Annotated in this window: 20 protein-coding genes and 2 tRNA genes; 16 read left to right on the top strand and 6 right to left on the bottom strand. The window is 71.0% G+C overall.

The annotated features are described in order from the left end of the window. Positions 1-107: 107 nt before the first annotated feature. Complete coding sequence (locus DEI83_RS02985) at positions 108-596, bottom strand: aminoacyl-tRNA deacylase (RefSeq protein ID WP_111080304.1); 489 nt, start codon at positions 594-596, stop codon at positions 108-110. 47 nt (positions 597-643) lie between these two features. On the opposite strand from DEI83_RS02985, the gene dusB reads away from it, so the two are divergent. The 11 genes from dusB to DEI83_RS02930 all read left to right on the top strand — a co-directional run bounded on the left by dusB (position 644) and on the right by DEI83_RS02930 (position 13738). Beyond that, positions 644-1795, top strand: a complete 1152-nt coding sequence (gene dusB, locus DEI83_RS02980; RefSeq protein WP_111080303.1) for a tRNA dihydrouridine synthase DusB — start codon at positions 644-646, stop codon at positions 1793-1795. Beyond that, on the top strand, positions 1792-3072 hold the full coding sequence (locus DEI83_RS02975; protein ID WP_111080302.1) for a deoxyguanosinetriphosphate triphosphohydrolase: 1281 nt from the start codon (positions 1792-1794) through the stop codon (positions 3070-3072). The genes dusB and DEI83_RS02975 overlap by 4 nt, the downstream gene beginning before the upstream one ends. A 69-nt stretch (positions 3073-3141) precedes the next feature. Continuing rightward, a complete protein-coding gene (gene dnaG, locus DEI83_RS02970; protein ID WP_111080301.1) occupies positions 3142-5076 on the top strand; it encodes a DNA primase in 1935 nt (644 codons plus the stop codon). 292 nt (positions 5077-5368) lie between these two features. Further along, complete coding sequence (locus DEI83_RS02965; protein ID WP_111080300.1) at positions 5369-6988, top strand: ABC transporter substrate-binding protein; 1620 nt, start codon at positions 5369-5371, stop codon at positions 6986-6988. 71 nt (positions 6989-7059) lie between these two features. Next, positions 7060-8154, top strand: coding sequence for an ABC transporter permease (locus tag DEI83_RS02960; RefSeq protein WP_111080299.1), 1095 nt, complete (start codon positions 7060-7062; stop codon positions 8152-8154). 2 nt (positions 8155-8156) lie between these two features. Continuing rightward, entirely contained in the window at positions 8157-9155 is a 999-nt protein-coding gene (locus tag DEI83_RS02955; RefSeq protein ID WP_111080298.1) for an ABC transporter permease, read from the top strand. Next, a complete protein-coding gene (locus DEI83_RS02950; RefSeq protein WP_111080297.1) occupies positions 9152-10858 on the top strand; it encodes an ABC transporter ATP-binding protein in 1707 nt (568 codons plus the stop codon). The genes DEI83_RS02955 and DEI83_RS02950 overlap by 4 nt, the downstream gene beginning before the upstream one ends. A 138-nt stretch (positions 10859-10996) precedes the next feature. Next, on the top strand, positions 10997-11872 hold the full coding sequence (locus tag DEI83_RS02945) for an ATP-binding cassette domain-containing protein (protein ID WP_111080296.1): 876 nt from the start codon (positions 10997-10999) through the stop codon (positions 11870-11872). Further along, the gene (locus tag DEI83_RS02940; RefSeq protein WP_111080295.1) at positions 11869-12876 is read left to right on the top strand and encodes a D-isomer specific 2-hydroxyacid dehydrogenase family protein; all 1008 of its coding nucleotides are present in this window, start codon (positions 11869-11871) and stop codon (positions 12874-12876) included. Before DEI83_RS02945 ends, DEI83_RS02940 begins: the two co-directional genes overlap by 4 nt. Before the next feature lie 128 nt (positions 12877-13004). Continuing rightward, positions 13005-13077, top strand: a tRNA-Asn gene (locus tag DEI83_RS02935). Positions 13078-13225: 148 nt separating this feature from the next. Further along, positions 13226-13738 (top strand): hypothetical protein, encoded by a 513-nt coding sequence (locus tag DEI83_RS02930; RefSeq protein ID WP_111080294.1) that lies wholly within the window; start codon positions 13226-13228, stop codon positions 13736-13738. A 38-nt stretch (positions 13739-13776) separates the two neighbouring features. Here DEI83_RS02930 and def read toward each other — a convergent pair whose 3' ends face one another. Beyond that, positions 13777-14352 carry a peptide deformylase gene (gene def, locus DEI83_RS02925; RefSeq protein ID WP_111080293.1) on the bottom strand — a complete coding sequence of 192 codons (576 nt, stop codon included), beginning with the start codon at positions 14350-14352 and terminating at the stop codon, positions 13777-13779. 39 nt (positions 14353-14391) lie between these two features. Here def and DEI83_RS02920 point away from each other — a divergent pair, with 39 nt between their 5' ends. The 5 genes from DEI83_RS02920 (at position 14392) to DEI83_RS02900 (ending at position 18647) form a co-directional block, all read left to right on the top strand. Then, entirely contained in the window at positions 14392-15306 is a 915-nt protein-coding gene (locus DEI83_RS02920) for a DMT family transporter (protein ID WP_181431046.1), read from the top strand. 231 nt (positions 15307-15537) lie between these two features. After that, entirely contained in the window at positions 15538-16770 is a 1233-nt protein-coding gene (locus DEI83_RS02915) for a glycosyltransferase (protein ID WP_111080292.1), read from the top strand. Continuing rightward, positions 16761-16835 (top strand) — tRNA-Ile (locus DEI83_RS02910). Before DEI83_RS02915 ends, DEI83_RS02910 begins: the two co-directional genes overlap by 10 nt. Positions 16836-16929: 94 nt before the next feature. Beyond that, a complete protein-coding gene (locus DEI83_RS02905; RefSeq protein ID WP_258371030.1) occupies positions 16930-17970 on the top strand; it encodes an AI-2E family transporter in 1041 nt (346 codons plus the stop codon). Positions 17971-18113: 143 nt separating this feature from the next. Next, a complete protein-coding gene (locus DEI83_RS02900; RefSeq protein WP_111080291.1) occupies positions 18114-18647 on the top strand; it encodes a DUF3145 domain-containing protein in 534 nt (177 codons plus the stop codon). A gap of 159 nt (positions 18648-18806) precedes the next feature. Here DEI83_RS02900 and DEI83_RS02895 read toward each other — a convergent pair whose 3' ends face one another. From DEI83_RS02895 to DEI83_RS02880, 4 genes are all read right to left on the bottom strand, one after another. Further along, positions 18807-20051, bottom strand: a complete 1245-nt coding sequence (locus tag DEI83_RS02895) for a beta-ketoacyl synthase (RefSeq protein ID WP_111080290.1) — start codon at positions 20049-20051, stop codon at positions 18807-18809. Between the two features lie 88 nt (positions 20052-20139). Further along, complete coding sequence (locus DEI83_RS02890) at positions 20140-20388, bottom strand: acyl carrier protein (protein WP_058741348.1); 249 nt, start codon at positions 20386-20388, stop codon at positions 20140-20142. Between the two features lie 83 nt (positions 20389-20471). Further along, positions 20472-21560 carry a beta-ketoacyl-ACP synthase III gene (locus tag DEI83_RS02885; protein WP_258371029.1) on the bottom strand — a complete coding sequence of 363 codons (1089 nt, stop codon included), beginning with the start codon at positions 21558-21560 and terminating at the stop codon, positions 20472-20474. Then, positions 21557-22498 (bottom strand): ACP S-malonyltransferase, encoded by a 942-nt coding sequence (locus DEI83_RS02880; protein ID WP_111080289.1) that lies wholly within the window; start codon positions 22496-22498, stop codon positions 21557-21559. Before DEI83_RS02880 ends, DEI83_RS02885 begins: the two co-directional genes overlap by 4 nt. Between the last annotated feature and the right edge of the window lie 37 nt (positions 22499-22535).

Genomic DNA, 22535 nt, shown 5'->3' with positions numbered 1-22535 from the left:
TCGTTCGCGCCCCGGTCCGCACACTGCGCCGGGTTCCCGCGGGGTGCCGTCGGCGGAGCCGGGCCGATCGCCGGTCCGGGCGCGCGGCCGGCGATGCGGGACGCTCCTCAGGGGCGCGCCGGCTCCTCGTCGGTGATGTCGGCGACCGTCGCACCGTAGGCCGCGACGAGTGCGTCGCCGTCCACGAAGGCGCTCGCGCCGTGGCGCCCCGCGCCGAGGGCGACCCGCCGACCGAGCACGCGCTCGTCGGCGAAGACCGGCAGCTCGCCCGTCGCGCCGATCGGGGTGATGGTGCCGCGTTCGTAGCCGCTGGCCTCGAGGGCGGTGGCCGCGTCGGGCATCGACAGCTTGTTCACGCCGACGACGGTGCGGAGCTTCTTCCAGGCGATGCTCCGGCCCCCGGGGACCAGCGCGAGCAGGAACCCGCCGTCGTGCCGTTTCACGACCAGGGTCTTCACGATGTCGCCCGGGTCGATGCCGAGCAGGGCCGCGGCGCCCTCGAGGGAGTCGGCTGCGGGACGCTCGACGACCTGGACGTCCAGGCCTCGGGCGGCGGCGTCGGCATCGAAGCGGGCGACGGCGGCGGGAACGGTCATGTGGAGAACGCTACCGGCGGGCGGCGACGTGGGAGGATGAGGAAGGTATGACGATCACACAAGCAGCAGCGCCCCTGCGCATCGGACCGATCCAGGTCGATGCGCCCGTCGTGCTCGCCCCGATGGCCGGCATCACGAACATGGCGTACCGCCGCCTCTGCCGTGAGTACGGCGCCGGGTTGTACGTGTGCGAGATGATCACCTCCCGTGCCCTGGTCGAGCGGACACCCGAGTCGATGCGGCTCATCCGGCACCACGAGTCCGAGACCCCGCGGTCGATCCAGCTGTACGGCGTCGAGCCGAACACCGTCGCCGAAGCCGCCACGATCCTGGTCGGCGAGGACCGGGCGGACCACATCGACCTCAACTTCGGCTGCCCCGTGCCGAAGGTCACGCGCAAGGGCGGCGGGGCAGCCCTCCCCTGGAAGCTCGAGCTGTTCCGCGACCTCGTCACCAAGACGGTCAAGGCCGCGGGGGACGTCCCGGTGACCGTCAAGATGCGCAAGGGCATCGACGGCGACCACCTGACGTACCTCGACGCTGCGAAGATCGCCCGTGACGCCGGTGTCGCGAGCGTCGCGCTGCACGCTCGGACCGCCAACGAGCACTACTCGGGGCAGGCGGACTGGTCGGCGATCGCGACCCTCAAGGAGACCGTCACCGACATCCCGGTGCTCGGCAACGGCGACATCTGGTCCGCCGCCGACGCCCTGCGGATGGTCGACGAGACCGGCTGCGACGGCGTCGTGGTCGGACGCGGCTGCCTGGGCCGACCCTGGCTCTTCGGCGACCTCGCGGCGGCCTTCCGGGGTGAGGACCTCCGCGCGGCCCCGAGCCTCGGCGACGTCGCGGTCGCGTTCCGCCGGCACGCCGAACTGCTCGTCGAGTTCTTCGAGTCCGAGGAGCACGGCTGCCGGGACATCCGGAAGCACGTGGCCTGGTACTTCAAGGGCTACCCGATCGGTGGTGAGGTCCGATCCGGCCTGGCGATGGCGTCCAGCCTGCAGGAGATCGACGACCTGCTCGGCAAGCTCGACTGGAGCGCCCCGTACCCGGGCGCCGACGTCGAGGGCCCGCGCGGTCGTGCCGGGCACCCCAAGAAGACCGCGCTGCCGGACCGTTGGCTCGAGAGCCGCGACGTCGACGCCGAGTTCCGCAAGGTCCTCGCCGCCGCCGAGATGCACCACAGCGGCGGATGAGCGCCACCTCGTCGTACGGTCCGGCCGATGCGGACCGGTGGTTCCCCGAGCAGCACAGCAGCCGGCGGAGCGACTTCGCGCGTGACCGTGCGCGCCTGCTGCACTCCAGCGCGCTCCGCCGACTCGCCGCCAAGACGCAGGTCCTCAGTCCGACGACCGGGCTCGACTTCGCCCGCAACCGCCTGACGCACTCCCTCGAGGTCGCCCAGGTCGGACGTGAGCTCGCCGACAGCCTGGGTCTCGACCCGGACGTCGTCGACACCGCCTGCCTGGCGCACGACATCGGGCACCCGCCCTTCGGACACAACGGCGAGACCGCGGTGAACGCGTGGGCAGCCGACATCGGCGGGTTCGAGGGGAACGCCCAGACCCTCCGCCTGCTCACCCGCCTCGAGCCGAAGGTCTACGGCGACGACGGGCGTGCGTACGGGCTCAACCTCACCCGTGCGTCCCTCGACGCGAGCTGCAAGTACCCGTGGCCGGCGTCGCAGGGCGTCGGTGAAGCGTCCTCGGGTCGCACGAAGTTCGGCTTCTACGACGACGACCACGAGGCGTTCGCCTGGCTCCGCGCCGGCGCACCCCGCCGCCAACGCTGCATCGAGGCGCAGGTGATGGACCTGTCCGACGACATCGCGTACTCCGTGCACGACTTCGAGGACGCCGTCGTCGCGGGGTTCATCGACGTCGCCGCGCTCGGGGACCGCGTCGGGGAGAACGACATCGTCACGGCCATGCACGCCTGGGTCGGTGACGACCTGAGCCGGGACGAACTGCTCGAGGCGTTCGACCGGCTACGCGGGATGTCGCTGTGGATGACCTCGTACGACGGCTCGCGGCAGGACCAGGCACGTCTGAAGAACCTGACGAGCCAGCTCATCGGGCGGTTCGCCCGCACCGCGACGACCGCGACGCGGGAGTCCTACGCCTCGGGCTCGCTCGTGCGGTTCGCGGCGAGCGTCGTCACCCCACCCGAGATCATCGGCGAGATCGCGGTCCTCAAGGGCATCGTCGCGGCCTTCGTGATGACGCACGGCGATCGTCAGCCGGTCTACGAGGACCAGCGCCGGATCCTGACCGAGCTGCTCGACGCACTGGCGGCACGTGGTGACGACGCCCTCGAGCCGGGCTTCGCCGCCGACTGGCGTGCCGCCGACGACGACCAGGGCAGGTCGCGCGCGGTCGTCGACCAGGTCGCCAGCCTCACGGACCAGGGGGCGCTCGCCTGGCACAAGCGGATGGTCGTGGGGGAGCGCGAAACGGTGCACATCGCCGTCTGAGCGGCCGCGCGGCCCCGGCCGCTCTGCACCGGTCGGCCGGCGTCGGTCCGTGCGAACTAGAATCGTGGGGTGGCTGGCCTGATCGCGCGGAACGACATCGACGAGGTCCGCGCGCGCGTGGACATCGCCGACGTCGTGGGCGACTACGTCACACTGAAGTCCGCCGGCGTCGGCTCGCTGAAGGGCCTCTGCCCCTTCCACGACGAGCGGACGCCCTCGTTCCACGTGCGGCCTCAGGTCGGTCGCTACCACTGCTTCGGGTGCGGCGAGGACGGCGACGTCTTCAGCTTCCTGATGTCGCAGGACCACACGACGTTCCAGGAGGCCGTCGAGCGGATGGCCGCCAAGATCGGCTTCACGCTCCACTACGAGGAGGGCGACGGGCCCCGCACCGACTACAACGCCCGCGCCCGGCTCATCGCGGCGAACGAGGCAGCGCAGTCGTTCTTCACCGCGCAGCTGACGACCGCTGCGGCCGAGCCGGCTCGCCGGTTCCTCGGGGAGCGCGGCTTCGACCCGGCGGCGGCGCAGCACTTCGGCGTCGGCTTCGCCCCGAAGTCCTTCGACGCGCTCAAGGACCACCTGCGCGGCCTCCGCTTCAGCATCGACGAGATCGTCGCCGCGGGCCTGGTCAGCCAGGGCGACCGCTCCCCGTACGACCGGTTCCGCGGACGGCTCATGTGGCCGATCCGGGACGTCACGGGGGCCACGATCGGTTTCGGCGCACGGCGGCTGCTCGAGGACGACAAGGGGCCGAAGTACCTCAACACGCCGGAGACGCCGATCTACCACAAGAGCCAGGTGCTCTACGGCATCGACCTCGCCCGCAAGGAGATCGCGAAGGGCAAGCAGGTCGTCATCGTCGAGGGCTACACCGACGTCATGGCCTGCCACCTGGCGGGCATCACGACGGCAGTGGCGACCTGCGGGACGTCGTTCGGCGTCGACCACATCAAGGTCCTCCGCCCGATGCTCGGTGACTCGGCCGCACAGCACGTGTCGCAGCTCGGTCAGATCGTCTTCACGTTCGACCCGGACGAGGCCGGTCAGCGCGCGGCGTCGCGCGCCTTCGCCGAGGAGCAGCGCTTCGCGTCGCAGACCTACGTCGCGGTCGCTCCGGGCGGGCTCGACCCCTGCGACCTGCGGCTGGCCCGCGGGGACGACGCGATCCGGCGGCTCGTCGAGAACCGCCGACCGATGTTCGAGTTCATGATCCGGCGACGCCTGGACGGCCACGACCTCGACACCGTCGAGGGCCGGGTCGGTGGGCTCCGCGAGTCCGCTCCGGTGATCGCGGGCATCCGAGACCGCGCCCTCGCCGACGGATACATCCGGAACACCGCCGGATGGCTCGGGATGGACATCGAGGACGTCCGACGCGCGGTCGCGGCCGCGCGTCGCCGTCCGGCCGACAGCGGCTCGGACCACCGCACAGGAGGCTCGGCCAGCGCCGGACACGTCGGCCCGGCCGGCGGACACGGCGGCCAGGGTGAGGCGTCGAGCATCCCCGAGGAACCGCAGGCGAGTCTCCGCTCCCTGCCGGACGACCCGATCGCCCGCATGGAGCGCGACGCCGTGATGGCGATGGTGCAGCAGCCGCAGTCCGTCGGCGCGCCGCTGCTCGGTCTGGCGGCGTCGGCGACGTTCTCGGCCCGGATGCTGTCGGTGGTGCGCGACGCCGTCGTGGCGAACATCGACGCGGTGGGGGACCGGGCGTGGCTCGACAAGCTGCTCGGTGACGTGCCGACGCCGTTCCGGTCGCTCGTGCAGGAGCTCGCGCTCGCGCCCATCCCGGCGCGGTCCGACGAGGACCTCGCCATCTACTGCCGGGGGATCGTCGTCGCCCTCGTGGAACGCGACCTGCTCGCACGGAAGGCGTCGTTGCTCGGACAGCTGCAGCGCACCGACCCGTCCGACCAGGAGCGCCGGGCGGATGTGCAGCGGCAACTCGTCGACCTCGACGCGCAGCGGATGCGCCTCCGCGCGGACACCCCGGGAGCCTGATCCCGACCAGCGGTCGCGCGTCCGCCCGCGGCCCGTCAGGCCCGTCATCTCGCGGAGTTGCCCGACGCAACTCACCGCCAGGGGCGCAACGAACCTGCGCGCCGCGCCGGGCACACTGCCTCCGATCGTGCACCGCGAGACGCGATCGTGCGTTACAGCGGTGTAAACAATCCGCTCCCGGGGCCGCCAGTTGTCTGACAGGGTGTGACCATTGAACGTCCCCGCGGCCGGTCACAGCCCGTTCCACCTCGGTCCCGGGACTCTTGCAACCACATCAGAGAGGCAATCGGACATGGCATCCGTTTCCACATGGGGCAAGCGCACCCTGGCGCTCGGCACCGGAGCAGCGGCGACCGCGCTCGTGCTCACCGGCTGCGCAGGCGGCACCAGCGGCGGCTCCGGCGACCTGAACGGCCTGATCATCGGTACGACCGACAAGATCACGTCGCTCGACCCGGCCGGCTCGTACGACAACGGCTCGTTCGCCGTGCAGAACCAGGTCTTCCCGTTCCTCATGAACACGCCGACCGGGAGCCCGGACGTCGAGCCGGACATCGCCACCAAGGGCGAGTTCACCGACCCGACGACGTACGAGGTCACCCTGAAGAAGGGCCTCGAGTTCGCCAACGGCAACCCGCTCACGTCGAGCGACGTCAAGTTCTCGTTCGACCGCGACCTGAAGATCAAGAACGACAACGGCCCGTGGTCGTTGCTCGCGAACCTCAAGAGCATCGACACGCCGGATGACACCACCGTCGTGTTCAACCTCGACCACGCCGACCAGACCTGGCCCCAGGTGCTCTCGAGCCCCGCCGGCCCGATCGTCGACGAGGACGTCTTCTCGGCGACCGAGCTGACGAGCGCGGACGACATCGTCAAGGGCAACGCCTTCGCCGGCCAGTACAAGATCACCTCCTACAAGGAGAACGACCTCATCGCCTACGAGGCGAACGAGAAGTACGACGGCGTGCTCGACAAGGCGAAGACGAAGGACGTCACCGCCCAGTACTTCACCAAGGAGACGGACCTCAAGCTCGCGGTGCAGCAGGGCGACGTCGACGTGGCGTACCGCTCGCTGACCCCGACCGACATCTCCTCGCTCCGCAAGGACGAGGACCTGCAGGTCATCGACGGCCCCGGCGGCGAGATCCGCTACGTCGTCTTCAACTTCGCGACGCAGCCGTTCGGCACCGACCAGGACGGCGCCGACGAGGCCAAGGCCCTCGCCGTGCGTCAGGCCGTGGCGGACGTCGTCGACCGTGACGAGCTCGCGGAGGAGGTCTACGACAACACCTACACGCCCGTCTACTCGATGGTGCCGGACGGCCTGACCGGTGCCGCGACGCCGTTCAAGTCGCTCTACGGCGACGGCAACGGTGCCCCGGACGTCGACAAGGCGAAGAAGACCCTCGCCGACGCGGGTGTCACCGGCAAGGTCGAGCTCGACATCCAGTACTCGCCGGACCACTACGGTTCTGCCTCGGACGACGAGTACGCCACGCTGAAGACCCAGCTCGAGGACTCGGGCCTGTTCACCGTCAACATCCAGTCGACGGTGTACACGACCTACGCGGTCGAGCGCACGAAGGACGCCTACCCGCTGTACCAGCTCGGCTGGTTCCCGGACTTCTCGGACGCCGACAACTACCTCTCGCCGTTCTTCACGAAGGACAACTTCGTGCAGAACCACTACGACGACCCGACCATCCAGGGTCTGATCGCCGACGAGCAGCAGGAGTCGGACCCGGCCAAGCGCGCCGAGATCATCGAGCAGGCCCAGGAGCGTGAGGCCGAGCAGATCTCGACCCTGCCGCTCCTCCAGGGCAAGTCGGTGGCCGTCGCCGGCAAGGACGTCAAGGGTGTCACCCTCGACGCGTCGTTCAAGTTCCGCTACGGGACCATCACCAAGTAACCCGATGCACGACCGGGGGCGCTCCCACGAGGAGCGCCCCCTCTCGGCGTCATGCGAAAGGCACCCACCCCGTGACCCTCACGAACCCCGAGGCGATCGACACGGAGCCCACGAAGCCACAGGCACAGCGACGTGCCAGTGGCGGCGGCGGACTCGGTCGGTACGTCCTCGTCCGCTTCCTCCTCATCTTCCCGACGGTCTTCATCCTGGTGACGCTCGTCTTCTTCCTGATGCGCGTCGTCGGGAACCCGATCACCGCCTCGGTCGGCGGACGGCTCACCCCGAGCCAGCTGCAGGAACGCCTGCACGACGCCGGCTACGACCGCCCGGTCATCGTCCAGTACCTCGAGTACCTCGGCCAGATCGTCCGCGGTGACTTCGGCACGACGGCCACCGACAACCGGCCGGTGACCGAGATCATCCTGCAGTACGGCGGCGCGACCGCGGAGCTCGTGTTCTACGCGCTCATCGTCGCCCTCGTGCTCGGCATCCCGCTCGGCATGCTCGCCGCCTACCTGCGCGACAAGTGGCCCGACGTGCTGCTCCGCGCGCTGGCGATCCTGACCTACGCGACCCCGGTCTTCTTCGGTGGCCTGCTGCTCAAGCTCGTCTTCTCGGTCTGGCTGGGCTGGCTGCCCCTCGGCGACCGTGCGTCGACCCGGGCGCAGCTGGTGCTCGACCGCATCGAGAACCCCACCGGCATCTACATCATCGACGCGATCCGGACGGGCAACGGGCAGATCATCAGCGACGTGCTCCAGCACGCCGTGCTGCCGGCGCTCACCCTGGGTCTCCTCACCGCGGGCATCTTCCTCCGCCTGGTCCGCGCGAACATGATCGGTTCGCTCGGCTCGGAGTACGTCGACGCGGCCCGCTCCCGGGGTGTCCGCGAGTCGCGGCTCGTCCGCACGCACGCGTTCCGCCCGGCCCTCGTGCCGATCATCACCGTCATGGGGTTGCAGATCGCCATGTTGCTCGGCGGCTCGGTGCTCACCGAGACCACCTTCGGGTGGCGCGGGCTCGGCTTCGAACTCAACCAGTACCTGTCCGCCCGTGACTTCATCGCGGTCCAGGGCATCGTCGCGATGCTGGCGGTGATCGTCGCCGTCACCAACTTCGTCGTCGACGTCGTCGCAGCGCTCATCGACCCGAGAGTGAGGTTCTGACGATGTCCGACATCACACTCGTCGACCGCCACGAGCCGCTGTGGAAGCGGCTCCCCGTCGTGGTCCAGCTCCGTCGCAGCACGGGTTGGCAGCGCGCCATGCTCATCGTCGGCGTCGTCATCTGTGCGGTGTACCTGCTCGTCGCGCTGTTCGCCCCCCTCCTGGCGCCGTACGGCTTCGGGCAGCAGCAGGGCGCCGACGGCGTCAACTTCCCGCGCACCGCTGAACCGAGCGCCGAGCACATCTGGGGCACGACCGTTGGTGGCCTCGACGTCTTCAGTCGTGTCGTCTTCGGGGCCCGGACCGCGGTCCTCGTCGTCATCGTCGCCGTCATCGTGTCGATCGCGATCGGCGTCCTGCTCGGCATGGTCTCCGGCTACATCGGCGGCTGGCTCGACCGGATCCTCGTGGTCGTCGCCGACGCGATCTACGCGTTCCCGTCGCTGCTCCTCGCGATCGTCGTCTCGATCGTGGTGTCCGGCGGCAACTCGAGTTACTTCGGCGGCATCACGGCGGCGGCGATCTCGATCACGGTCGTGTACATCCCGCAGTACTTCCGCGTCGTGCGCGCCGAGGCCGTGCGGCTCAAGAACGACGCGTTCGTGGAGTCCGCGCGCGTGATCGGCACGAACCCGTGGCGGATCATGACACGCCACGTGCTCCGGAACTCCACCCGGTCGCTGCCGCTCATCCTCACGCTCAACGCGAGTGACGCGGTGCTCACCCTGGCCGGCCTCGGCTTCCTCGGGTTCGGCATCGGTCCGACGCAGGGCGCCGAGTGGGGCTACGACCTCAGCCGGGCGCTCTCCGACGTCGCGAGCGGTGTCTGGTGGACGGGCGTCTACCCGGGCGTCGCGATCGTCGTGCTCGTGCTCGGCGTGACCTTCATCGGGGAGAGCCTCAACGACATCTCCGACCCGCGTCTGCGTGCGCGTCGTCGGCTCAAGCAGCTGGTCTCCACGCGGCGCGCGGCGGCCACGACGGAAGGAACGGGCGCATGACGGGCATCCCCACGGGCCTCCGGTCCGGCTCGGGCCGAACCGCAGCCGACCCGGTGGTCGTCGTCGACGACCTCACCGTCACCTTCGCGACGGACGGCGGCGCCGTCGACGCGGTGAAGGGCGTCAGCCTCGACGTCCGGCCGGGCGAGGTCCTGGCCCTGGTCGGCGAGTCCGGCTCCGGCAAGTCGGTGACCGCGCGGAGCATGCTCCGGCTCATGCCGGAGACCGCCACGCTCGGCGGCGCGGTGCTGCTCGACGGCACCGACGTCGTGTCGGTCGGCGCCCAGAAGCTGCGCGACCTGCGCGGCACGGCGGGCGCGATGGTGTTCCAGGAGCCCTCGACCGCGCTCAACCCCGTCTTCACGGTCGGGTGGCAGATCGCCGAGGGCCTCCGAGCGCACGGCGGCATGTCGAAGAAGGAGGCGCGGGCGAAGGCGATCGACTACCTCGGCCGCGTCGGCATCCCCGACGCGGAGACGCGCGTCGACCACTACCCGCACCAGTTCTCCGGCGGGCAGAAGCAGCGTGTCGTCATCGCGTCGGCGCTCGCCCTCGAACCGTCGGTGATCATCGCCGACGAGCCGACCACCGCGCTCGACGTCACGGTGCAGGCCGAGATCCTCGACCTGCTCCGCCGGTGCCGCGACGAGTTCGGTGCCGCGATCGTCGTCATCACGCACAACATGGGTGTCGTCGCCGACCTGGCCGACCGGGTCGCCGTGATGTACCAGGGCGAGATCGTCGAGGAGGCCCCGGTGCACCAGCTCTTCGCTGCGCCGCAGGCCGACTACACGAAGCGGCTGCTCGCCGCGGTGCCCCGCCTCGAGGCGTCGACGGGCGGCGCCCGGCGCGCCGCCGTCACCGAGGACGTCGAACCCGTCGTGTCGGCGAAGGGCCTCGAGATCGTCTACCCGGGCCGGCTCGGATCGGCGGCGTTCCGCGCGGTGAAGGGCGTCGACCTCGCGATCCGTCCCGGCGAGGTCCTCGGGCTCGTGGGCGAGTCCGGATCGGGCAAGACCACCATCGGTCGGGCCATCGCCGGCCTCACGAAGATCACCGGCGGCTCGCTCAACGTCCTCGGCACCGAGATGCTCGGGTACAAGGAGCGCGACTTCAAGCGGCTGCGCAAGGACATCGGGTTCGTCTTCCAGGACCCCGCGACGTCGTTCAACCCGCTGCTGACGATCGCCGAGGCCGTCGCCGAGCCGCTCGTCGTGCACGGCGTGGCCTCGTCACCGCGCGCGGCCCGGAAGCAGGTGGACGAGCTCATGGAGGCCGTGCAGCTGCCCGCCGCGTACGGCGACCGGTACCCGCACGAGCTCTCGGGCGGACAGCGACAGCGCGCCTCGCTCGCACGGTCGCTGGCGCTCCGGCCGAAGCTGCTCATCGCCGACGAGCCGACCAGTGCGCTCGACGTGTCGGTGCAGGCACGCGTGCTCGAGCTGTTCCTCGAGTTGCAGCAGGACTTCGGGTTCGCGTCGCTGTTCATCAGCCACGACCTGGCCGTCGTCGGGGCGCTCTCCGACCGGATCGCGGTGCTGTACCGCGGCGACCTGGTCGAGACCGGCACGACCGCGCAGGTCCTCGGCGCCCCGCAGCACCCGTACACGCAGCGGCTGCTCGCGTCGTTGCCGGTGCCGGACCCGGAGGAGCAGGCCGAGCGACGGCGTACGCTGGAGCGACTGGAGCAGGCCGGCGCCTGACCGCTCGGTCACGACCGACGGCAGCACGACCAGCCAGGAGGCCCGGCCCCCGTCCGCGACGACCGTCGCGTCGGCGGGGCGGCCGGGCCTTGCGACATGGTGCCGCCGCAGGGCGCGCGTGGCACGAGAAGGGGTTGCATGACCGGGGAGAACGAGCCGGCCGTCGTCGCGGACGACGTCAGCATCGAGTACCGGGGCGGTGCGGTCACCAGCCCCATCCGTGCCGTCGACGGCGTGAGCCTGTCACTCGGGTGGGGCGAGGTCCTCGCGGTGCTCGGGGCCTCCGGATCCGGCAAGTCGACCTTCGCCGCGGCGGTCGCCGGGCAGCTCGGGACCCACGGTGAGGGCGAGGGGGCCCACCGTCGTCGCATCATCGGCGGGGAGCTCACCGTCCTCGGGCAGCCGACCCGCCGGATCCGGCAGTCGTCGCGGCGGTACTCGCGGTTGACCGGTCGGATCGGGTACCTGCCGCAGGACGGCGCCGACCGGCTCCGTCCCGACCTGCTCGTCGGCGAGGCGATCGCCGAACCCATCTACGCGCGGGACCGCCGGTTCGACCGGAAGGAAGCCGGCCTCATCGTCGCGCGCCTCGTCGACGCCGTGCACCTGCCGCTCGGGGTCCTCCGGCTCAACACGTGGGAGCTCTCGAGCGGACAACGGCAGCGCGTCGCACTGGCTCGGGCGCTCGTGCTCGAGCCGCAGCTGCTCGTCGCCGACGAGCCGGCGCGGGGTGTCGACGTGCTCGTCCGCCAGTCCGTGCTCGAGGCCCTGGTCGGACTGCAGCGGAAGCGACGGTTCTCGGCGATCGTGGTGTCGAGTGACCTCCGCGAGGCCCGGGCCCTCGCCGACCGTGTGGCGATCATGAACGAGGGCCGGCTGGTCGGGCTCGGGACCTTCGACGAGGTCCTCGACAACCCGCTCGACCCGTACGTCCGGACGCTCGCGGCGACCGCGTCGCGTCCGGTGAAGCGCAGGCCGGCCACCGCCGGCCGAGGAGGGGTCCGCCAGGCATGAGCGAGCAGCACCAGTCACGAGGCCACCGGGCCGTCGTCACCGACGAGGGCCGTCCGCTCCCCGTCGGCACGCCCGCACCGGGGGCGATCACGATCCTGCCGACACCCACCGACCTGCACGAGGACGCGGTCCGGCAGGCCGGCGGCGCCCTCGCCGACCTCGGCGGTGACACGCGGGGGATCGTCTGGCTCGATGCGAGCGACCCCGACGGGTTGCAGCGTGCGCTGACGACGGCCCCGGACGTGTCCTGGGTGCAGCTGCCGTTCGCCGGAGTGGACGCGTTCGCGCACCTCATCGCCGAGCACGGGGACCGTGTCCTGTTCACCTCCGCCAAGGGCGCCTACGCCGAGCCGGTCGCCGAGCACGCCCTCGCGTTGACGCTCGCCACCCTGCGCGTGCTGCAGAAGCGCGCACGCACGACGTCATGGGGTCGCGAGCCCGAGGGTGTATCGCTCTACGGCCGCTCGATCGTCCTCATCGGTGCGGGTGGCATCGCGCTCGAGTACCTGCGCCTCGTGGCGCCCTTCGACGTCCGCGTGACCGTCGTCCGGCGGTCCGCCGAGGCCGTGCCCGGGGCCGAACGCACCGTGACGACGGACCAGCTCGACGAGGTGCTGCCCGGCGCCGACGTCGTCGTGGTCGCCGCGGCCATGACCTCGGGGACGTCGGGGCTGCTCGGTGCGCACCAGTTCGCGATCATGCCGGAGCACGCCCGGCTGGTGAACATCGCCCGCGGCGGGCTCGTCGACACGGACGCGCTCGTCGACGCCCTGCGCTCCGGGAGCATCGCCGCCGCGGGACTCGACGTGACCGATCCCGAGCCACTGCCCGACGGTCACCCGCTGTGGGACGAGCCCGGCGCGCTCATCACCCCGCACCAGGCGGACACCCCGGAGATGGTGGCGCCGCTGCTGGCCGAGCGGGTCGGGGCGAACGTCGCGGCCTTCCTCCGTGGCGACGGAACCGGTTTCATCGGCGTGGTCGACCCGGCCGCAGGGTACTGATGCACCGCGGCTGACCAGGACTTCCGCCACGGCGCGCCCGGGATGCGCGACCGATGCGCGGGACGCTGGACGTTTGCTGCTATGCTGTTACCCGCTGTTCAACCGCCTTCCAGCGGAACCGGCAGTGATCCTCGATAGCTCAATTGGCAGAGCAGCCGGCTGTTAACCGGCAGGTTGTTGGTTCGAGTCCAACTCGGGGAGCGACAGGCCCTCACCCTTCGGGGTGGGGGCCTCTTGCGTTCTCCGGCCGTCCCCACTGCTGCACTGTCGCAGGTGGTCGGTGCGGTTCTCGGGCGTCGTGGTGCGCGTGCTCAGCCGTCACCGCGCCCGATGCTGTTAACGTCCACAGGTGCCCCGTCCTCCCCGCCGCTCCGCGACCCTCGTCGCCGTGCTGTCGGTCGGGTTCGTCGTCGCGGCCCTGACCGGGTGCTCGTCGACGGACGACCGGGCCGGCCTGGCTGATGCGGAGGACCCCATCTCGTCATCCGCTGCCGATCCGTCCGGCCCGACCGGGTCGTCGCCGATCGTCTTCGCCTTCACCTGCGACACCGGCGACGGCGCCGAGCAGGAGACCTACACGACGGCCGCGGCGGTGTGGGAGGACGGCCGGACCTCGTGCACGGCGGCCCCGATCACCGGCACCGAACCGTCGGAGCAGCAGCGCTCCGCCCTGGACGCCGCCGCCGGTGACGTGACCCTCGAGCAGCTCGCCGCCGGATGCGCCGTCAGCGGTACCGCCCCGTGGACGAGTGCGGTGACGAGCCCGTCGCAGGCGCACCTGGCATCGGGGCTGGAACGGTACTGCCCGGGGCACCCGGAGATCGAACGGCTCCGCCGGGCCCTGGCGGCGTACCAGCGCTGAGGCGCGGAACCGAGCCGCTACCGGCGCGGTCGGAGCGTTCAGCCCTCGGGGTGGTCCCGCCCCGGCAACCACGACCTGCCCGGGCCGCCCCAGCTGTTCTTCCGCACGGCCTTCTGCGCCTGCTTCGCGTACGGGTGGACGAGTCGGTCCGCGTACAGCAGGCCGTCCAGGTGGTCGTACTCGTGCTGGAACACCCGGGCGAGCCAGCCGTGCGCCTCGATCTCGAACGGTGCACCGTGCTCGTCCACCGCGCGGAGGAGGGCTCCCTCGGCGCGACGGAGCGGGAAGCGCTCACCGGGGATGGACAGGCAGCCCTCGGACTCCTCGTCCTCGTCGAGCTCCTCGACCGACTCTGGCACCGGGGGAGTGGTCCAGAGCACCGGGTTGACCGCGACGCCCCGCCAGAGCACGTCCTCGTCGTCCGTCCACGAGTAGACGAACAGGCGCTTGTCGACGCCGACCTGCGGACCGGCGAGCCCGACGCCCGGCGCCAGGTCCATCGTCTCGAACATGTCGGCGACGAGCGCGCGGAGGGCGTCGTCGAAGACGGTCACCTCGGTCGCGGGAGTGTGCAGGACGGGTTCACCGGTGATCCGGATCGGGAGGACGGCCATGCAACCAGGTTATCTGCGCGCGTCGGATAGCCTCGACCCGTGACACCGGACCTGCCGATCCCCGACGTGGTGCAGAACCTGACCCCGTTCCAGGCCCTGATGATCCCCGTCGCACTGATCGGAGCGGTGTTCCTGTCCCTCGGTGCGCAGTTCCAGAGCCGCGGGGTCCAGCGGGTGGAGGCCCGGCTCGGGCAGCAGTCGAAGGGCCTGTCCGTCCGGCACGTCCTGGCGTTGCTCGGCAGCGGCAACTGGGTGCTCGGCACGCTCATGCTCGGAGCCGCCATCGTGCTCCAGCTCGTCAGCATCACCTACGCGCCACTCATCGTCGTGCAACCGCTCGGAGCCGTCGCCCTCGTCGTCACGACCTGGTTCTCCTCCCGGAGCTCCGGCGTCCCGCTCGGCACCCAGGCACGGCGGGCCGTCTGGACCTGCATCGGCGGCGTCGGCCTGTTCGTGCTCATCGCCGCCCTGTACGGCCGTGAGAGTCCGATCGGACGCGGGCAGCTCATCACCGTCCTCGTGGTCCTCGCGGTCGTCCTCGTGCTCGTCGTCGTCTCGTTCCGTCTCGTCGCCAAGCGACGGAACGCGCTCTACTACATCATCGGTGCCGGTGTCCTCTACGGCTTCGTGGCGACCCTCGCCAAGGTGACCCTGAACCGCCTCGTGAACGGCAGCTTCGACTGGGTGACGGTGTTCGCGATCGTGGGCGTCGTGGTGGCCTCGGCCGTCGGTGCGTACTTCGTGCAGAACGCCTACTCGAGCGGGTCCGCCGACCTGGTGATCGCCGGACTCACCGTGGTCGACCCGATCGTCGCCGTCGGCATCGGCGTGATCGTCCTCGACGAGGCGGCGGGCGCACCCGTCGGGGCCGGGATCGGCTTCCTCGTCGCCGGCGCCATCGCGATCACCGGGGTGTTCCTGCTCGCGAAGCACCACCCCGACACGCGCCGGTAGCGACAGCCGGGAGGCATGCCTCCCGTCCGTCTCCGGACCCGCGTCCGCGACGTGGCGCATGCAGACCCCGCTGCACGTCCTGGTCCCCACGGGGCGGTACCACGGGATGACGCAGGTCAGCCGCGCGGCGGAGGCGGGCGGCCAGAGGGGTGCGGTAGCGTTCCGAACCGACCAGTCCGGCGTGCTGCGACGACGTACGCCGGTGATCGCGACGAGAGGACGACCCCCGCCGTGTCAGCAGACGCCACGACCGAGACGACCGACACCACGGCCGCCACCGGGGGGCGACGACCGCTGCGGGTCCTCATCGCCGCCGACACGTTCGCCCCCGACGTGAACGGCGCGGCGACCTTCACCGAAGAGCTCGCCGTCGGCCTGGCCGAGCGCGGGCACGAGGTGCACGTCATCGCGCCGTCCTGGAACCGCACGCACCACGGCTCCTTCGACGAGGAGCACCGCGGCGTCACCCTGACCGTCCACCGCCTCGCGTCGTACCGGTGGCCCGCCCACGCCTGGTACCGCTTCGCCTGGCCCTGGACGGTCCGCAAGCACACCGCTCCGGTCATCGACGCCCTGCAACCCGACGTCGTGCACATCCAGTCCCACATCGTGGTCGGTCGCGGCGTCGCCCGCGAGGCGCACGACCGGGGCATCCGGATCATCGGCACGAACCACTTCATGCCCGAGAACCTGCTCGAGTACACGCCGTTCGGCAAGCGCACGACGCCGATCGCCCTCAAGGTCGCGTGGGCGGACGCAGCGAAGACGTACCGGTTGGCCGAGGCGATCACCACGCCGACCGAGCTCGCGGCCGACTACCTGCGCGATGCGATCGCCGGTCAGCCGGTCCTCGCGATCTCGTGCGGGATCGACGCCACCCGCTACACCCCGGCGACGGGCCGGCCGGCGGGCAACGACATCGTCTTCGTCGGACGCGTGGCACCGGAGAAGAACCTCGACGTCGTCATCCGGGCGCTCCCGCTCCTGCCCGCATCGCTCGACGCGCACTTCACGGTCGTCGGTGACGGCGACATGATCCCGAAGCTCACGGCGCTCGCGCAGGAGCTCGGTGTCGAGGACCGCGTCCGCTTCCTCGGGTTCGTCCCGGACGAGGTCAAGCTCCGCACGCTGACGAACGGGACCGTGTTCGTGATGCCGTCGACCGCCGAGCTGCAGAGCATCTCGTCGCTCGAGGCGATGGCCTCCGGGCTGCCCGTCGTCGCGGCGGACGCCATGGCGCTCCCGCACCTGGTCGACGGCAACGGCGCCCTCTTCGCCCCCGGTGACGAGCACGACCTCGCGGCGAAGCTCACCTCGGTGCTCACCGCTCCGGACGACGAGTACGCACGGATGCGGGAGCGCAGCCTGACGATGATCGAGGCACACGACATCAACCGCACGCTCTCGACGTTCGAGGCGCTGTATCGTGGGGAGCCGGTGGCCGCTGGCCCCGAGGGGCGGTAGCCAAGCTGGTCAAGGCAGTCGGCTCATAACCGAACGATTCGCGGGTTCAAGTCCCGCCCGCCCTACGTGCACCTGCCGTCCAAGAAGCGCCCACCCGAAGACACGAGTCACGCGCCCACCCCGAACGTGGTGTTCGAGGTGAGCCGGGCCGGTACGGGCGTGCGCGTCAACGCCTTCCGCATCGGGTTCATGGGCGCGATCGGCGTGCTCGTCGCCCTGTTGGCCGGCACCCTCATCCACCAGCTGAGCACCGTCCTCGTCTACATCGGTGTCGCGCTGTTCATCGCCCTCGGTCTCGACCCGCTCGTCACGCTGCTCGAGCGCTACATCCCGCGGTGGTCGGCGATCACGATCGTGGTGGTCGCGGTGCTGGGCGCCTTCGTCGGGGTCGTCTTCGCGATCGTGCCCCTCCTGGTCGAGCAGGCCACGAACCTCGTGCAGAACTTCCCCGAGATCGTCGCGGACATCTCGCACCAGGGCTGGGTGCAGGACCTGTCGCGCCAGTTCGACGGGTCGTTCGACATCGACCACGCCCTCGAGTCGGTGCAGACCTTCGTCGAGAACCCGGGCAATCTGCTCTCACTCGGCGGCGGGATCCTGGCCGTCGGCAGCGGCATCCTCTCCGGGCTGACCGGCGCGCTCATCGTGATCATCCTGATGCTGTACTTCCTGGCGTCCATGCGCGGACTCAAGACGATGGCGTACCGCTTCGTGCCGGCGTCCCGTCGCGAGAACTTCGTCGCCGTGAGCGAGGAGGTCACGTCCTCGGTCGGCCGCTACGTCGTCGGGCAGATCACCCAGGCGGGCATCAACGGCGTGCTGAGCATCATCTGGCTGCTCATCATCGGCGCCCCGCTGCCCGTGCTGCTCGCGACCTTCGCGTTCCTCGGGTCGCTCATCCCGCTCGTCGGGACGATCGGTGCCGCGGTGCTCATCTCACTGCTCTGCCTGTTCGCCTCGCCCGCGACGGCGCTGGCGGCGGCGATCTACTACCTCGTGTACATGCAGGTCGAGGCGTACATCATCTCGCCGCGCATCATGTCGCGTGCCGTCCAGGTCCCGGGAGCCCTCGTGGTCATCGCCGCCGTGGCCGGCGCGACGATCGGCGGGGTGCTCGGCGCACTCGTGGCGGTGCCGGCCGCCGCGTCGGTGATCATCATCGTGCAGAAGGTCATCTACCCGCGCCAGGAACTCGCGTAGCGGCAGTCCGCGGGCGGCCGGTCGGACCGGGTTCGTCGGGGTGCTTGCCGTTCCCAGTCGGCACCTGGCATGATGAGCGTGTCCTCCGGGACATCACAATCGCATACCGATGGTCCCGAACGGGTCCTCCGCTGTACAGGTCGATGGGGAAGTCGCACCTGACGATCGGAGGAATCGTGACTGGGACAACGTCAGGAGTGCTCTACGTGCACTCCTCACCGCGCGCGCTCTGCCCGCACGTCGAATGGGCGGCAGGTCGCGCGATGAGTCGCGCCGTCAACTTTTCGTGGCTCGACCAGCCCGCGCTGGACGGTTCGCGCCGCACCGAGTTCACCTGGACCGGTCCGGTGGGCTCAGGCGCCGCGATCGCCTCTGCGCTGCGCGGGTGGGAGCACCTCCGCTTCGAGGTCACCGAGGACGCCACCGCGGACTCGGACGGTGGACGGTGGATGCACACGCCCGACCTCGGTGTCTTCTACGCGCAGACCGACGTCACCGGGAACATGGTCGTGCCGGAGGACCGGATCCGCTACGCGATGGAGGTCGCGGGCAGCAACGCCCTCGAGCTGCGCCGTGAACTGCGACTCGCGCTCGGCCAGGCGTGGGACGACGAACTCGAGCCCTTCCGGCACGCCGCCGAGGGCAACCCGGTCGTCTGGCTGCACCGCGTGGGCTAGTCCCCGACTCAGGTTCCTCCGATCGACGGCGTCGTCTCTGCTGAGGCGGCGCCGTCGCCCCCGTGGCGAGGTGCCGCGGGCAGCGCTGACCGCCAGGGCGGCCACACGGACAGGAGACCCGCCCCGCGACGCGGGACGGGCCTCCTGGACGAGCGTGGATCAGACCGAGCGGAACGCGACCACCGCGTTGTGCCCGCCGAAGCCGAACGAGTTGCTCACCGCGAGCAGGTCGCCCTGGGGCAGGTCGCGCGGCGCGGTCGCGACGTCCATCACGATCTCCGGGTCCTGCTCGGTGAGGTTGATCGTCGGCGGTGCGACGCGGTTCTCGAGCGCGAGGACGGTGAAGACCGCCTCGATCGCGCCGGCGCCACCGAGCAGGTGCCCCGTGGACGCCTTCGTGGCGGACACGACGACCTGGTCGAGGTGGTCGCCGAAGACCCGACGCATGGCGTGGTACTCGGCGACGTCGCCGACCGGCGTCGACGTCGCGTGCGCGTTGACGTGCGCGACGTCGGACCGGCTGGCGTCCGCGTGCTCGAGCGCCATGATGACGGCACGGGCAGCCGCCGAACCCTCGGGGTCCGGCGCGGTGATGTGGAACGCGTCGGAGGTGATGCCGGAGCCGGCGACCTCGGCGTAGATGTGGGCGCCCCGGGCCTCGGCGTGCTCCTTCGTCTCGAGGATGAGCGCGGCCGCACCGTCGGCGAGCACGAAGCCGTCACGGGTGACGTCGTACGGACGCGAGGCCGTCTCGGGGGAGTCGTTCCGACGGGACAGCGCCTGCATCGCGGCGAACGAGGCGAGCGGCAGCGGGTGCAGCGCAGCCTCGGCACCACCGGCGATGACGATGTCCGCGTCACCGAAGGCGACGTGACGGTAGGCCTCGGCCAGGGACTCCGTGGAGGAGGCGCAGGCGGAGAGGTAGGTGCGGGCGCCACCACGGGCGCCGAACTCCATCTCGATGGCGGCGGCGGGGCCGTTCGCCATGAGCATCGGGACCGTCATCGGCATGACGCGACGCGGGCCCTTCTCGCGGAGGGTGTCCCACGCGTCGAGCAGCGTGTTGACGCCACCGATGCCGGTCGCCCAGTCGACGATGAGGCGCTCGGGCACGACGGACTCGGCGTCGATGCCCGCGTCCGCCCATGCTTCGCGCGCGGCGATGAGGGACAGCTGCGACGAGGGGTCGAGACGCTTCGACTCCGGGCGGGTGAGCTGGTCGGTGACGAAGCGGCGCGCCTGGCCGGCGAACTCGACGGGGAGCTCGAGCTCGGCGTAGCGCGGGTCCTCGATGCGGCTGATGCCGGACTCACCGGCGAGCAGTGCCGCCCAGGATTCCTTGGCGGTCGCAGCGAGGGGACTGATCGCACCGATCCCGGTGACGACGACGGTTCTCTTGGTCATGAACGACGGTTCTTTCTGCGAGGGACAAGACGAGCGCCGCGGGCCACGACTCGAGGGTCAGCGGCCCGCGGCGCTCAGGAAGCTCGACTCAGGCCTGGGCCTTGACGATGAAGTCGACGGCGTCGCCGACGGTCTTGAGGTTCTTGACCTCTTCGTCGGGGATCTTGACGTCGAACTTCTCTTCGGCGTTCACGACGATGGTCATCATCGAGATCGAGTCGATGTCGAGGTCGTCGGTGAACGACTTGTCAGCGGCGACGGTGTCGGTGGCGATACCGGTCTCGTCGTTGATCAGCTCGGCCAGGCCGGCGAGGACTTCTTCGTTGGACAGGGCCATGGGTGTTCTCCTTGAGGGGGGTGTCGTTTGACCGTGGGACAGCCTAGGGCACGGGCACTGCCCGCGCCCGGAGGCGCGAGGGGCTAGGGGAGGACGACCACCTGTGCGCCGAACACGAGTCCGGCGCCGAACCCGATCTGCAGGGCGAGGCCGCCGGACAGTTCCGGGTGCTCGGAGAGCAGGCGGTGCGTGGCGAGCGGGATGCTCGCGGCCGAGGTGTTGCCGGTGGTGGTGATGTCGCGGGCGATCGCCACCGTGTCCGGGATCCCGAGCTGCTTCGCGAACTCGTCGATGATCCGGATGTTCGCCTGGTGCGGGACGAAGGCCGAGAGCTGGTCTGCGCGGACGCCGGCGGCCTCGAGTGCCTGACGCGCGACCTTGACCATCTCCCAGACGGCCCAGCGGAACACGGTCTGTCCGGCCTGGCGCATGGTCGGGCGGGGCGCGCCGGCCTCCCACTCGTTGTAGGTCGCGGTCATGCCGATGGCGTCCCACTTCGAGCCGTCGGAGCCCCAGATGCTCGGGCCGATGCCGGCCGTGTCGCTCGGACCGACGACCGCGGCGCCCGCGCCGTCCCCGAGGAGGAACGAGATGGAGCGGTCGGTCGGGTCGACGACGTCGCTGAGCTTCTCCGCGCCGATGACGAGCACGTGGTCGGCGATGCCCGACTTGATGAACGAGTCGGCCTGCGCGATGCCGTAGGCGTAGCCGGCGCACGCGGCGCTGATGTCGTAGGCAGCGGCCGGTGCGGCGCCGATGCGCTCGGCGAGCAACGAGGCCATCGACGGGGTCGCGACGGTGTGGGTGACGGTCGCGACGAGGACGACGCCGATCTGGTCGGGGGTGAGCCCGGCCTTCTCGATCGCCTCACGTGCGGCGGCCTCGGCGAGGTCCACGGCCTCGACGTCACGGCCGGCCCGCATGCGGGTCACGATGCCGGTCCGCTGGCGGATCCACTCGTCGGACGAGTCGATCGGGCCGACCAGGTCGTCGTTCGGGACCACGTTCTCGCCGCGGGCGGCGCCGAAGGCGAGGATGCGCGTGAACTCGTGGCCGCGTCGCTGGGCCAGGACGGGGCGGGCGCCCGCCTGGAGGCCCTGGGTCGCGTCCGCCGCACCGGCCTCGGCGGCCGGCGTGGTGGCGCCTGGGCCGGTCGTGCTCGTGTCGGTCATCGGGTGGCCTCGGTGGTGTCGACGGTGGCGCTCAGCAGCTCGACGGCCGCGGGCAGGTCTTCCGGCGTCTTGATCGCGACGGTCGGCGTGCCGCGGAGTCCGCGCTTCGCCAGGCCGACGAGGGCACCGGCCGGGGCGAGCTCGATGATCCCGGTGACGCCGGCCTGCTGGAACGACGTCATGACGGCGTCCCAGTGCACGGGGCTGGCGATCTGCCGGACCATGAGGTCGACGAAGCGGCGTCCGTCGTCCACCCGGGAGCCGTCGGCGTTCGTCCAGAGCGGGAGCGTCGGGTCCTGCACGGTCGTGGCCGCGGCGACGGGGGCGACACGATCGACGGCCGGGGCCATGAAGCGGGTGTGGAAGGCGCCGGCGACCGCCAGGGGCACCACGCGGGCCTTGGCGGGCGGCTGCTCCGCCAGGCGCACGATCGCGTCGGCGGGTCCGGCCACGACCGTCTGGCCACCACCGTTGTGGTTCGCGGCGGTGAGGCCCAGGGACTCGAGGGCGGCTGCGAGTTCGTCGGCGTCGCCGCCGAGCACTGCTGCCATCGAGGTCGGCTCCAGCGCCGCGGCGTCGGCCATCGCCCGCCCGCGCTCGGCGACCAGCGACACGGCGTCGGTCGGCGTGAGGACCCCGGCGACGGCGGCGGCCGTGAACTCACCCACCGAATGCCCCGCAACCCCGCCGACGAGGGCGCGACGGCCGTCGGCGAGCAGGGCGTCGGCGGTGACGAGTCCGGCAGCCACGATGAGCGGCTGCGCCAGGGCGGTGTCCTTGATGGTGTCCGCGTCGGAGTTCGTGCCGTGCTCGGCGAGGTCGACGCCGATCGCCTCGGACCACTGGCCGACTCGTTCACGGACGGCGGCGTCCTCGAGCCAGGGGGCGAGGAATCCGGGGGTCTGGGAGCCCTGTCCGGGCGCGACGACGACGATCACCGGTCAATCCTGCACGGCCACCACCCCGGGATCCGTG

The sequence above is a fragment of the Curtobacterium sp. MCBD17_021 genome (assembly GCF_003234525.1).
GTDB lineage: Bacteria > Actinomycetota > Actinomycetes > Actinomycetales > Microbacteriaceae > Curtobacterium.
This window is presented reverse-complemented; position numbering and strand designations above follow the sequence as displayed.